General features: G+C 62.1%; 9 protein-coding genes. 1 reads left to right on the top strand and 8 read right to left on the bottom strand.

Annotated features, from left to right (window positions below):
• Nucleotides 1-321: 321 nt before the first annotated feature.
• Entirely contained in the window at nucleotides 322-882 is a 561-nt protein-coding gene (locus AB1462_RS03095) for a HutD family protein (protein WP_090401015.1), read from the bottom strand.
• A complete protein-coding gene (gene hutC, locus AB1462_RS03090; RefSeq protein WP_186731504.1) occupies nucleotides 879-1,658 on the bottom strand; it encodes a histidine utilization repressor in 780 nt (259 codons plus the stop codon). Before hutC ends, AB1462_RS03095 begins: the two co-directional genes overlap by 4 nt.
• 78 nt (nucleotides 1,659-1,736) lie before the next feature.
• Between hutC and AB1462_RS03085 the strand changes: the two genes are divergently transcribed.
• Nucleotides 1,737-3,101, top strand: a complete 1,365-nt coding sequence (locus AB1462_RS03085) for a formimidoylglutamate deiminase (RefSeq protein ID WP_367246137.1) — start codon at nucleotides 1,737-1,739, stop codon at nucleotides 3,099-3,101.
• 115 nt (nucleotides 3,102-3,216) lie between these two features.
• On the opposite strand, the gene AB1462_RS03080 is transcribed toward AB1462_RS03085, so the two are convergent.
• From AB1462_RS03080 to AB1462_RS03055, 6 genes are all read right to left on the bottom strand, one after another.
• Entirely contained in the window at nucleotides 3,217-3,786 is a 570-nt protein-coding gene (locus AB1462_RS03080) for a lipocalin family protein (protein ID WP_027605060.1), read from the bottom strand.
• A gap of 30 nt (nucleotides 3,787-3,816) precedes the next feature.
• Complete coding sequence (locus AB1462_RS03075) at nucleotides 3,817-4,071, bottom strand: hypothetical protein (RefSeq protein WP_090401018.1); 255 nt, start codon at nucleotides 4,069-4,071, stop codon at nucleotides 3,817-3,819.
• Nucleotides 4,072-4,247: 176 nt separating this feature from the next.
• Nucleotides 4,248-5,258, bottom strand: a complete 1,011-nt coding sequence (locus tag AB1462_RS03070; protein ID WP_027605062.1) for a class 1 fructose-bisphosphatase — start codon at nucleotides 5,256-5,258, stop codon at nucleotides 4,248-4,250.
• 109 nt (nucleotides 5,259-5,367) lie between these two features.
• Nucleotides 5,368-6,720, bottom strand: a complete 1,353-nt coding sequence (locus AB1462_RS03065; protein ID WP_259193500.1) for a DUF3999 domain-containing protein — start codon at nucleotides 6,718-6,720, stop codon at nucleotides 5,368-5,370.
• A complete protein-coding gene (locus tag AB1462_RS03060; protein ID WP_259193468.1) occupies nucleotides 6,720-10,235 on the bottom strand; it encodes a DUF2339 domain-containing protein in 3,516 nt (1,171 codons plus the stop codon). The genes AB1462_RS03065 and AB1462_RS03060 overlap by 1 nt, the downstream gene beginning before the upstream one ends.
• 172 nt (nucleotides 10,236-10,407) lie before the next feature.
• A complete protein-coding gene (locus AB1462_RS03055) occupies nucleotides 10,408-12,858 on the bottom strand; it encodes a glycogen/starch/alpha-glucan phosphorylase (RefSeq protein WP_090401020.1) in 2,451 nt (816 codons plus the stop codon).
• Between the last annotated feature and the right edge of the window lie 82 nt (nucleotides 12,859-12,940).

Genomic DNA, 12,940 nt, shown 5'->3' with positions numbered 1-12,940 from the left:
GCATATGCAATCAAGCGGCCAACTTTCTCAGCGAGGTGTTGGGATTTTTTTGGAAAGCGCGTGCGAGCCTTGGAAATTAAGGCTTCGAGGGATGATGAAATTTCTTATGAAGGCGTTTTATAGCGAGGGAGGTTTGTCACGACAGCGCGGTTTTGCGCCACGCTGGGGCATTCGGTAACAAATTGGTGCGGGGGTTGGAAACAGATTCTATAAGCGACACAAAAACAAATGTGGGAGAGGGCTTGCTCCCGATTGCGGTGTGTCAGCCCAGGATATACCGACTGATCCACCGCTATCGGGGGCAAGCCCCCTCCCACATTTTTAACCCCGCGGGGTCAGTTCGATGATGCAGCAGCGCCCCGTGACGGAAATATCCAGCAGACCGTTGTTCCCGTCCACCTGCAGGCAATCATGCTGACCCAACACCTGCTCCAGCACCTTCACTTCATCCGCCACGCTGAACACCAGCACCGTCTGTGCCGTGCTGAAAAACCGCTGCACACCATCCACCCACTGCAACCGCGCGTGGTAACGCTGGGGCGAATAGATCAGGTTGAAGTCGCGGATCGGCCCGGTAATCAGGCGGCATGACACCTGGCTGTCACCCTTGAAGGCGAACGGTTGCAGCGGTAACAGGCCGCGCTGTTCCTCGCCATCCACGGTCAACACCATGCCGGCGCCTTTGATCACCGTGATCACACGCTGGTAGCCGGCGAAGGTGGAAAATCCGCCTGACTCGCCGATATCGGCAATCGACAGGCGCCAGCCGAAGCCTTCCAGGCCCTCGCCGGCATCACGGGTGATTTCTTCGGTACTGCCGCCGCCGTTTTTCCACGGCATGCGTACGTAATCGGCGGCGCGCCAGACTTTCACTGCGCTCATTTACTGAACCGTCCTTCCAGGCTGTGGCGGGAACCGGGGTGGATCAAACGCGCGGCGGTCACCGGCTGACGGCCGGACCAGGTGCGTCGACGAATCAACAGGCACGGCTCGCTCGGCTCGATCTGCAGCAACTTGCACTCGGCGGCGTCGGCGAGAATCGCTTCGACCACGTGCTCGCCTTCGGTCAGCGGCGCCACTTGGTTGAGATAGGCATAGGGGGTTTGCAGGGTGAAGTCCTGTTGCAGGTATTCCGGCGCGACCAGGGCGTTGACGAAACGGTCCTCGATTTGCACGGCAATATCGTTTTCGTAATGCACGATCAACGAGTGGAACACCCGCCCGCCTTCACGCATTTCCAGGGCGACGGCGCGTTCGGAACCGGCGGCCTCTTCACCCAGGTGGATGACCTGGCAGGTATGCCGATGACCGCGGGAGGCGATCTCATCGGCAATGTTGTGCACTTCAAACAGCGCCGACTGGCTCTTGGGCTCGGCGACGAACGTGCCGACGCCTTGCATGCGCACCAGCAAACCTTCGGCGGTGAGCTCACGCAGGGCGCGGTTGATGGTCATGCGGCTGAAGCCCAACTGGCTGACCAGCTCGCTTTCCGACGGTACGCGGTAATGGGGCGGCCAGTTGCCGTTGAGGATCTGCTGGCTGATCATCTGTTTGACACGGGCATACAAGGGCGCCGGACTTTCGTCCATGTGGGCAGCCAGTGAAGACTTGGCGGGCGGAGTCGGCACAGGGAATCCTTGCAGGGGGAAAAGATGCATAGATTGCCGGAGTTTACCGAGCAGGCAAACGTCTGTATATGTATATACAAATAAACACACGACCGGGGTGCTCTAATCATGTCCGCTTTCTTTGCCGAACGCGCGCTGCTGCCTAATGGATGGGCCAACGATGTACGTCTTGAAGTCAGCGCCGATGGCCTGCTGACACAGGTTGAGGCCAACGCCAGCGCAGACGGTGCCGAACGGCTCAGGGGCCCGGTGTTGGCGGGCATGCCGAATCTGCACTCGCACGCCTTTCAGCGCGCCATGGCGGGGTTGGCCGAAGTGGCCGGCAATCCGAATGACAGTTTCTGGACCTGGCGCGAGCTGATGTACCGCATGGTCGGCAAGATCAGCCCGGAGCAACTGCAGGTGATCGCCCGCCAGTTGTATATCGAGATGCTCAAGGCCGGCTACACCTCGGTGGCTGAATTCCACTACGTGCATCACGACGTCAGCGGCCAGCCGTATGCCGACCGTACGGAACTGTCGCGGCAGATCAGCCAGGCCGCAGCGAGCAGCGGCATCGGCCTGACGTTGGTGCCGGTGCTCTATACCCACTCCGGGTTTGGTGGCCAGGCACCCAATGAGGGGCAGCGACGGTTTATCAACAGCACCGAACATTACCTGGACCTGCAAGCGCGCCTCAAACCGATTCTGGCGGCGCAACCGGCGCAGCAACTGGGGCTGTGCTTCCACTCGCTGCGTGCGGTTACGCCGCAGCAGATCAATGAGGTATTGGCCGCCAGCGACAAGACGTGCCCGGTGCATATCCATATCGCTGAACAGCAAAAAGAAGTCGACGACTGCCTGGCCTGGAGCGGCAAACGCCCGCTGCAATGGCTGTACGACAACATTGAGGTTGATGAGCGCTGGTGCCTGGTACACGCGACCCACGCCAACCCGGAAGAAGTGACGCGCATGGCCAAGAGCCGGGCGATTGCCGGCTTGTGCCTGACCACCGAAGCCAACCTGGGCGACGGGATTTTCCCGGCCGTGGATTTCCTCGCCCAGGGCGGGCGCATGGGCATCGGTTCCGATAGCCATGTGTCACTGAGCGTGGTGGAAGAACTTCGCTGGCTGGAATACGGCCAACGCCTGCGCGATCAACGGCGCAACCGCTTGTATCGCAGCGACCAGCCGATGGTCGGCCGTACGTTGTTCGACGCGGCGCTGGACGGTGGCGCACAGGCGCTGGGGCAGCCGATAGGTCGGCTGGAAGTGGGCAAGCGTGCGGATTGGATCGTGCTGGACGGTAACGACCCGTACCTGGCGACAGCGACAGAAGACGGCATTCTCAATCGCTGGCTGTTTGCCGGCGGTGATCGCCAGGTGCGCGATGTACTGGTCAACGGGAAATGGGCAGTGCGCGATGGGCGGCATGCCGGCGAGGAAGAGAGTCGCCGGGCGTTTACACAGGTGTTGAGAGATTTACTCGGTTAAAAAATGTGGGAGGGGGCTTGCCCCCGATAGCGATGTATCAGTATCAGATGTGCTGACTGACACACTCTATCGGGAGCAAGCCCCCTCCCACATTTTGATCACGGGTGATCCTGGGTTACTGCGAAGTCTTCGCCATCTGCTTATCCGACGTACGCCAGATCAAACGCGTGGTGTCATACCCTTGCTGTCGTGCCCTGCTCAACAGGTCTTCGCGAGTATCCGCACTGACCGTCGGCGTGCGCGACAGGATCCACATATAGCGCCGACTCGGGCTGCCGACGATGGCGGTCTTGTAGTCATCGCTGACGTACAACACCCAGTAATCGCCCTTAGCCACGCCTGGCAGCAGTGACGTAAACCAGTTGTTGAATTCCACCCAGAGCTTGTCGGTCTTGCCGGGCACCTGCGGCGTGGCCGTGCCCTTGGCTTCTTCCCACTTCCACTCGGTGGTGAGGCAGCGGTTGAATACCGACATATCGCCATCCGGCAGCAGTGTGTAGCGGGCTTCGGACTGCGCGCAGTTGCGCTGGAAGTACATCGGCAATCGAGCCAACTCATACCAGGTGCCCTGGTAACGCTTGAGATTGACGTTGCTCGCTGTCTTGGGTTGCAGATCATCGCCAGAATGGCTGGCGCAGCCCGCCAAAAACAGGCTGGCACAAAGGAACAAAACAAAACGCATCATTCTTCTTCTCCCGCAGGCTCTCGCCCCGGTTTACTTCAGGCCTTGCCCGGAAAACATCAGAACTTTGTCACCGGCATATTGAACGCTGATAAAGCTGTCTTTATCGCCCCACGTGCAGCTGGACATGCCCAGTGCGCCGGAGCAGTCGGTCGGCTTACCCAGCAACGACTCCACTTCTGTCTTGGCCATGCCAGCCGACAATTTTTCGTAGTTTTCTTGGTTGACCTTGCTGCAAGCGGCCAACAGTACGCAAAAAGCCAGCAAAGCGAGACGGCGTAACGACATGGAATAACTCCTGGAGGGGCGAAGCAGCTTGGGTATCTGCCAGAAGCTTAGAAGGGAAAAGAGGTGTCTGGTTCCCGACGAACGAAAACAAAAAAGCCCCGAAAACGCTGAAACGTTTCGGGGCTTCTTTAAGGGTGAACCGGCTCACAACAACGCCGTTCACTTATCGCCGCAGCTTACTTCTTGTGGTAAGCGGTCACACGCTCAACTTCTTCCTTGGAACCCAGGAACACCGCCACACGCTGGTGCAGGCCGTCGGGCTGGATGTCGAGGATGCGCTGGTGGCCGTCGGTGGACGCACCGCCCGCCTGCTCGACCAGGAAGGACATCGGGTTGGCTTCGTACATCAGGCGCAGTTTGCCCGGCTTGGACGGCTCACGGCTGTCACGTGGGTACATGAACAGGCCACCACGGGTCAGGATACGGTGCACGTCGGCCACCATCGCGGCGACCCAGCGCATGTTGAAGTTCTTCTTCAACGGGCCTTCTTCGCCTTCCATCAACTCGTTCACATAGCGCTTGACCGGTTCTTCCCAGTGGCGCTGGTTGGACATGTTGATTGCGAATTCCTGGGTGGAAGCCGGAATGGTGATGTCTTCGTGGGTGAGGACGAAACTGCCCATTTCACGGTCCAGGGTGAAGCCTTTGACGCCATCGCCCAAGGTCAGCACCAGCATGGTCTGTGGGCCGTAGATCGCGTAGCCGGCAGCGACCTGCTCGGTGCCTGGCTGCAGGAAGGCCTTTTCGTTCAGGGCTTCGTTTTGGCTCAGGTATTCGTTCGGGCAACGCAGTACCGAGAAGATGGTGCCAACCGGGGCGTTGATGTCGATGTTGGACGAACCGTCCAGTGGGTCGAATACCAGCAGGTAGGCGCCTTTCGGGTATTTGCCCGGGATCTGGTAGGCATTGTCCATTTCTTCGGACGCCATGCCGGCCAGGTGACCGCCCCATTCGTTGGCTTCGAGCAGGATTTCGTTGGAGATCACGTCGAGCTTCTTCTGCACTTCGCCCTGCACGTTTTCAGTGCCCATGCTGCCCAGGACACCACCCAGTGCGCCTTTGGACACGGCGTGGCTGATTTCCTTGCAAGCACGCGCCACCACTTCGATAAGGAAGCGCAGATCGGCAGGCGTGTTGTTGCTGCGGGTCTGCTCAATCAAATAGCGACTCAAGGTAACGCGGGACATGGAAGGCTCCGATGAATGGGGGGGCTAAAAACCCGCGCAGTTTAACGCGAGTCGGGGTGTATTTCCTCCTATCAGAGGATTTAAACCCAATAGAGTTCATGGACTTTATTTAACGTGCCGCCGGTGGCTTGCGCAGCAAACTGTAGGCCATGCCTCCCAGCGCCGCCACACCGAGCAATAACACGGCCCAGAGCCCGAACTTTTTCCAGTTCGGCCCACTGTCGACAGCCACCGGGACCACCGGCGAAGTGACCGTGACAGCCCCGGCCACCTTGGCCTGCCCCAACGTGTTGAGGCGCTCGGCGCTGTAATCGGGGATCAGCGTCGACAGCGGCAGGTTCGCCGCCTTCACTGAGGCATTCCCCAGCGCCAACGTGAACGGTGGCTCGCCCCGCGCCAGGAACACCAACTGCGTGGCGCGCACCGCAAAGTGCAGGGCCGGCGCTTCGACCCCCAGGCCGCCGCCGCGCTCGTCGACCTGCAACTTGAGTTCGGCGACCGTCTGGCCGGGCAGCTGCAATTCGTCCTGCACCACATCCTGGCCATTCTGGGTCAGGCGATACAGCAGACCATTGCTCAACGGCTGCCAGGCTTGACTGCCATCGCGTCGCCCCGCCAGGGTCACCGGCGCCAGCGTATTGGGCTGCTTCAACTCGATACGCAAGCGCTCGACACCCAGCCCTGTGGGCAACTTCCAACTGTACTCACCGGCCTTGAGGCGCGTGCCCGAAAGCGGCGGCGACCACACCAGCGGCATCGGCAGGCTGCTGCTGGTTGCACTGGCCAGCTTGGCCGAGGTCAACAACGGCGCCGCTTGCCCCTTCCACACCAGGCGCAGGTAACGCGCGGATTGGCCCGGCAAACTGACGTCATGCTGCTCGACGCGCTCGTCGGCAAACGACAATCGCGCGACTTGCCCATCCCCCCAGGATTGCCAGTGCTGCAAGTCATCACTGGCTTCAATGCTGAAACGCTGGAAGCCCTCTTGCTCGCGGCTCCAGTCCAGGCTCAGTTGCTGCAACGGCGCCTTGATCTTACTGGCGTCGAGCACCCAGCCGCGCAGCACCTGCTTGCCGGGCTTCGGCGCGGTGGACGGGTTGATTTCCACCAGAGTGCCTTCGGCCGTGGTTTTCATCACCACACCGGGCAAGGTTGTCTGGGTGTCGGCCGCGTACAGCGGGAACCACTTCACGTCGCTGACATCACGACTTTCGGTGCGTTGCGACGCTTGACGCGACAGCGCGTAGGCCTGGGGTTCGCCGGCGGCGTTAAACACGCGCACATCGCTGAGGTCAGCCTGGCGGGCATTCAGTTGCACGGCCAAGGGCAACTCAAGCCGGTACCACGGGCCGCTGCCGCTGACGCTCAGCGGCACCTGGCTGCTGAAGTCGGCCGGCGTTTCCTGCGCCCACACCGACAACGTCGTACACATGCCCAGCACGACCACGCTCAACTTACCGATCAAGAGGATGCTCCTTCAGTTTCCAACACAGGTTCGGCACGCTTGGGCGGCAGCGGCGCAAAGTAGCCCACCACCAGCAACAACCCGCCCACACCGATAAACGACACGATCCGCGCCAGGCCGCCACGGTTGCTCAGCTCGACAAAGAACAGCTTGGCCACCACCACCGCGATCAGCGCCGCGCCGATCAGCCACACTTCGCGGCGATGGCGCAGATGGCCGCCGATCATCAGGCCGAGGGCGATCAGGGTCCAGACAATCGACAGGCCGGCTTGCACCAACATCGATTCCAGCAACGCATCCAGATGGAACGGCACGCCGCCCCAGTGGTGTGCGGTGCGCATCACCAATGCGGTAAAGAACGCGAACAGCGAAATACCAGCAACGCCTTGGGCGATCAATTCAACTCGCGGCCCTCGCTGCGGCGCCACGCTGCGCGACCACAGGTACACGCCCAGCAGCGCAAACAGCAAACCCAGGTCCAGCGGGTTGAGCAACGGCACATAGGGCAACGGCTTGGCCGTGCCGTCACTGAAGGTATTCGCCAGCCAGAACCAGCCCAGCATCAGTACCGCCAAGGGCAGTGCCGCCAACACTCGATATTCCCGTGGGTACGCCGACACCGGCCACGGCCAACTGCGCGGCGCGGCAGCCAGCACCAGGTACAGGCTTGGCAGGATCGCCCAGCCCAGCCAGCGCCACGCGTTGTATTCGCTCGACAGCAACAACAGGCCGTAGCGCAGTTCCAGCGCCAATACACCGATCAACATCCAGCCACCCAACACGTGAGCAACGCTCAGGACGGTGGCCGGCACCACCGCCGCCAAACGCCGCAGCGCGATGAAATGCACGCCAAATACCGCCAACCAGGCCAGCCAGCCGTACTGCGCCGCCGGGTGGTAATAGTGATGCGCGGACACCAGCAGCACCAGGCCCGCCGCCGGCATCAACACGGTGCACAACACGCCCAGCGATGCCCAGCGCAGCCGCGTCGCGAGCAGCGCCCAGAGCGCCACGCTGACCGCCGCGATGCCCAGCAGGAACGAGCCCTGGAGCTCGTCGGGAATAAACCGCAGCACTTCAGCGATCAGCGCCAATGCCCACCACGCCGCGCCCCACACCAGCAGCAGGTCAGACAGGCGTTGCAGCTTGAGGACGGCAAACACCGGCGCATGGGGCTCACGTTGCAAGCGCCAGGCGCCGATCAAGGCGGCCAGGCCCAGTACCATCGGCGTCCAGAAACCGCTGTGTCCCAGCGGACGCAAACCTTCGCTGCTCAGCGGCCCGAGCAGCTCCGGCACCGCCAGCAGAAACGACGCGCCGCCGATCACTTGCAGCAGTAACCCAAATACAAAACTGACGCGCTGTTGCAGGTACAGGCTCAACCAGATGATCAACAACCCACTGGCCGCCCACACACCACTGGCGCTTTCCCAGGGCAGTACAAACAACACGGCGAGGTTGATCAGCACCAACCCGGCCAGCAGCACCACGGACAGCCCGCGCAACAGCCGCACATCGCTGCGCACCATGTCGTCGCGCGCCGCCAGCAGCATGCCGCCGATCAACGCCAGGCCGATCAACGACGCGGTGAGCAGGCCGTTCCAGCCGGTGTTGAATACCGCTGCCGAGTCGCCGCCCTGCAAGCGCAGCAGGAACAACGCACCGCCCAGCAGTTGCACGGCAAACGCCGTGAACAGGAAGGTGCGCGAGCCAATCCGCAAACCGATAAACAGTGTTGCCAGACCGGCGAGCGCCCAACTGATGGCGGTGCCTTGAGTCAGCAACAGCAGCGGCGCGAGCAGGTACACAAAGGTCAGGCCGAGGCTGGCCAGAACCGGCAGGCCCTTGCGCTCCCAGTCTACCGCTTGCTCCATCGCGGCCTTGCGCAGTTGGTCAAAGCTGAACAGCAACGCCGCGCCCAGCAACAGCGCCCCCAAAGGCGCCCCCTCCAGCAGCGTGTGTTCGCCGATGCGCAGTTCACTGAGAAACGCCAGCGCCGAGCCCAATTGCAGCAACAGGCCAAATGCCCGCGCCAACGGCCGCTGCTGGCGCAAGCCGAGCCAGAAGATCCCGGCGCCCTCCACGGCCCAGGCGGCTGCGGTCCAGCGCGCGTCGAGGCCCAGGGGAATCGCCAGGCTGGCAAAGATCACCCCCAGGGCCAGGCAGGTTTCCGCCAGCAGCAACGCGCGCCCGCCACTGAGCACGCGGGCCAGGCCCATGTAGAGGATGCCCAGGCCCAGCGCGCTGAACGCAGCGGCGAACTCAAGGTGCTGCACCAGCGCGAACTGCAAGCCAAACCCCACCAGCGGCGGGCCGAACAGCATGCTGCCGTCGACGTAATCGCCCTTGGCCGCCGACCAGCGCAACAACGCATCACGGCCTTCGGGCGCGTCGCCCATCTCCCGCAATTTGCGCCGGGCGAACAACAGGCCGATGGCCAGGTACATCAGGAAAAACAGGATCAGGAACGGCTCGGTACTCCACAGCAGTTCCGGCGTGTAGGAACGCATGCCCCAGGCAAAGCCGATGCCGAAGGTGCCGACAAAGCCAATCAGGTTGAGCAAGCGCCAGGCCTTGAACCAGGCGATGGCGAGGATACCGGCGTTGAGCAGGGCAAAATAACTGAACAGCGCCACATGGTTGCCGGCGCCGGTCGACGTAAGAATCGGCGCCGCGAAGCCACCGAGCGCTGCCGCACAGGCCAGCCCCAACGCATCCTGGGTAATCGCCAGGATCGCCGAGAACACCGTGACCGCCACCAGCAGGCCCAGCGCCGCGCTCGGGTCGATCAACGGGTGCAGGCGCATCGCGGCAAACACCGTCAGGTACAGCACCGCGATCCCGGTGCCTTGCAGCATCAAGCCGTAGTTGCTGTTGCGCAGTCTCAGCCACCAGCCCAGGCCCAGCAGACCAAGGGCCGCCGCAGCAACGCCGGCATAACGCAGTTCGATCGGCACCACCATGCCTTCGGTGGCGTAGCGCAGCAGAAAGGCCAGGCCGAGGAACAACAGCACGACGCCGACACGCAGCACGGTGTTGCCACCAAACAGCCAATTGCGTGCGCCGTGGAGGGCGCGTTCGATCAGGTTGGGGCCACGGGGAGCGGTTGGTTCTTGAGGCGGGCGCGGCGTCGGGGCAGGCGTCCAGACGTCATCCGGCAAGGGTTGGCTCGGTTCGGCGACCATGGCGACAGGTGCCAATTCAGCCGGTAGCTCCCACACCAGTTCGGGCGCCTTGGCGACAGGTACCGGCTCAGGGACAGGCGTCTCGACGCTGACATGGCTCGCCGGCGTGGGCACTTCCAGTTGCCGCAAGCGCTCACCCAGGGCGATCAGCGCCTTCTGCGTGGTTTCCAACTGAGCAGCCTGCTGCTGCGCCTGGGTCGCCAGCTTCGAGAGGCGAATCGCCTGGCCAATGCCTAACCCCAACAGCGCACCGATGCCCGCATCGTAGAACGACTCATCGAGCGTCCAGCCGAGCACCAGGCCAATCAGCATGAAAATCCATTGCATGGTCGATATTCCCTAAGCAAACCGGCGCTCAGTATATCGACGCGCAATCAATGTGGGAGGGGCGGTGCGACGATTCGACTTGCTCCCGATAGCGGTGTACCAGTCGACATATCTGCAAACTGACACTCTGCTATCGGGAGCAAGCCCCCTCCCACATTTGCTATCGCAGTGTTTAGTCCAAGGCTTTCCATATCTCGGTTGCGTACTCGCGGATCGTCCGGTCCGAGGAGAACCAGCCCATCCGTGCGGTATTGAGCACCGCCGAACGCCACCACGCCTTGGAATCATGCCAATGCGCTTCAACCCGCGCCTGGGCGTCCCAATAGGAATCGAAGTCGGCGCAGACCAGGAAGCGGTCGTAGTCGATCAACCCGTCGATCAAGCCCACATAGCGGCCCGGATCATCCGGCGAGAACACTCCACCCCGAATCGCTTGCAGCACATCGTTCAGACGGTGGGACGCAGCAATGTCGGGCCCGGCGTTGAATTCACCGGCCTGTTTACGTGCCTCGACCTGCTGCGCGCTGAGGCCGAAGATAAACATGTGATCGGCCCCCACACGCTCGTGCATCTCCACGTTGGCGCCGTCCATGGTGCCGATGGTCAGCGCGCCGTTGAGGCCGAACTTCATGTTACTGGTGCCCGACGCTTCAAAGCCGGCGGTGGAGATCTGCTCCGACAAGTCCGCCGCCGGGATGATGCTTTCCGCCAGGCTGACGTTGTAGTTGGGCAGGAACACCACCTTGAGCAAGCCACGTACGGTCGGATCGTTGTTGACGGTGCGCGCAATGTCGTTGGTCAGCTTGATGATCAACTTGGCCTGGTGATAACTGGCCGCCGCCTTGCCCGCGAAGATCTTCACCCGTGGCACCCAGTCGGTGCCCGGCTCGGCACGGATCGCCTGGTACAGCGCCACGGTGTGCAGCAGGTTGAGCAACTGGCGCTTGTATTCGTGGATACGCTTGACCTGCACGTCGAACATCGCCGCCGGGTTCACCGAAATGCCCAGGCGCTCGTGGATGATCTCGGCCAGTGCACGCTTACTGTGCAGGCGCTGGTCGGCGAAGGCTTTGCGGAAGGCCTGTTTCTCGGCGAAGGTTTCCAACTCGCCCAAGCGGGTTTCCATGTTGTCGAGAATGTCCGGGCCCAAGGCTTCCACCAGCATATCGGTGAGCTTGGGGTTGGCCTGGTACAGCCAGCGGCGGAAGGTAATGCCGTTGGTTTTGTTGTTGATGCGCTCCGGGTAGAGCTTGTGCAGTTCGGAGAACACGGTGCTGCGCATCAGTTGGGTGTGCAGCCCGGACACGCCGTTGACGCTGTGGGAGCCAAGGAACGCCAGGTTCCCCATGCGCACACGGCGGCCGTTGTCTTCTTCGATCAGGGACACGGCACGCAGCACGTCGAAGTCATGGATACCCTTGGCTCGCAGCGCATCGATGTGCTGGGCGTTGATCAGGTAGATGATCTGCATGTGCCGGGGCAGCATGCGTTCCATCAGGCCGACCGGCCAGGTTTCCAGGGCCTCGGGCAACAGGGTGTGGTTGGTGTACGACAGGGTTTCGACGGTGACATCCCACGCGGCCTCCCACGGAATGTCGTGCAGGTCGACCAACTGGCGCATCAACTCGGCCACGGCGATCGACGGGTGGGTGTCGTTGAGCTGGATCGCCGCGTGTTCGCCCAGGCTCAGGACCGAGCCGTGCATGTTCTTGTGGCGACGCAACAGGTCTTGCAGGGAGGCGGCGACGAAGAAGTATTCCTGGCGCAGGCGCAGCTCCTGCCCCGCTTCGGTGCTGTCCGCCGGGTAAAGCACTCGAGAGATGCTCTCGGCGCGGGCCACTTCGGCGACGGCGCCCAGGTGGTCACCGGCGTTGAAGCGCTCCAGGTGCAGGTCTTCCACCGCACGGGCACGCCACAGGCGCAAGGTATTCACGCTGGCGCCGCGCCAACCGACCACTGGGGTGTCGTAGGCAACCGCGCGCACGGTTTCGTTGGGCGTCCACACCTGGATCTGCTTGCCGGAGGCATCCGGCAGGGTCTCGACGCTGCCGCCAAAGCCAATCGGGTAAATCACCTCGGCCCGTTCGAATTCCCACGGGTTGCCGAAATCCAGCCAGCGTTCGGTCTGCTCCTGCTGCCAGCCATCGACAATCGCCTGGCGGAACAAGCCGTGTTCATAACGAATGCCATAGCCGTGGCCGGCGATGCCCAAGGTCGACATGCTTTCCATAAAGCACGCCGCCAGACGGCCCAAGCCGCCGTTGCCGAGCGCCGCATCGGGCTCCAGCAGGCGAATGCGCTCGAGGTCCACGCCGAGCTCAGACAGCGCTTCGCGAGCGATCTCCAGCACCCCAAGGTTGCTCAGGCTGTCGTAGAGCAGGCGGCCGATAAGGAATTCCAGGGAGAGGTAATAAACCCGCTTCTGGCCTTTGCGGTAGATACGCCGCGTATGGTCCATCCAGTGGTCGACCATCTGGTCGCGGGCGGCCAGGGCAATGGCTTCGAACCAGTCATGGTCGAAGGCATGGTCCGGGTCTTTGCCCACCGCGTAGGTGAGTTTGGTCAAGACAGCATCGCGGAATGCGGCTACCTCTGCTTCTCGTGCAAGCGGTTCCTGAGACATCGGTGCGACCTCGGGCGAGATTGAAGGAGTTGCTAGAGCCTAGTCGGTCTGACAGACGGTAGACGCTCTGGTTCGGCAGTTT

The organism is Pseudomonas sp. SB113 (assembly GCF_040754745.1).
GTDB classification, from domain to species: Bacteria; Pseudomonadota; Gammaproteobacteria; order Pseudomonadales; family Pseudomonadaceae; genus Aquipseudomonas; species Aquipseudomonas grimontii.
This window is presented reverse-complemented; position numbering and strand designations above follow the sequence as displayed.

Coding starts and splice junctions, on each gene's coding strand:
- AB1462_RS03055 (WP_090401020.1), bottom strand. CDS start 12,858: ATGTCTCAGGAACCGCTTGCACGAGAAGCAGAGGTAGCCGCATTCCGC.
- AB1462_RS03080 (WP_027605060.1), bottom strand. CDS start 3,786: ATGATGCGTTTTGTTTTGTTCCTTTGTGCCAGCCTGTTTTTGGCGGGC.
- AB1462_RS03070 (WP_027605062.1), bottom strand. CDS start 5,258: ATGTCCCGCGTTACCTTGAGTCGCTATTTGATTGAGCAGACCCGCAGC.
- AB1462_RS03075 (WP_090401018.1), bottom strand. CDS start 4,071: ATGTCGTTACGCCGTCTCGCTTTGCTGGCTTTTTGCGTACTGTTGGCC.
- AB1462_RS03060 (WP_259193468.1), bottom strand. CDS start 10,235: ATGCAATGGATTTTCATGCTGATTGGCCTGGTGCTCGGCTGGACGCTC.
- AB1462_RS03085 (WP_367246137.1), top strand. CDS start 1,737: ATGTCCGCTTTCTTTGCCGAACGCGCGCTGCTGCCTAATGGATGGGCC.
- AB1462_RS03095 (WP_090401015.1), bottom strand. CDS start 882: ATGAGCGCAGTGAAAGTCTGGCGCGCCGCCGATTACGTACGCATGCCG.
- hutC (WP_186731504.1), bottom strand. CDS start 1,658: ATGCATCTTTTCCCCCTGCAAGGATTCCCTGTGCCGACTCCGCCCGCC.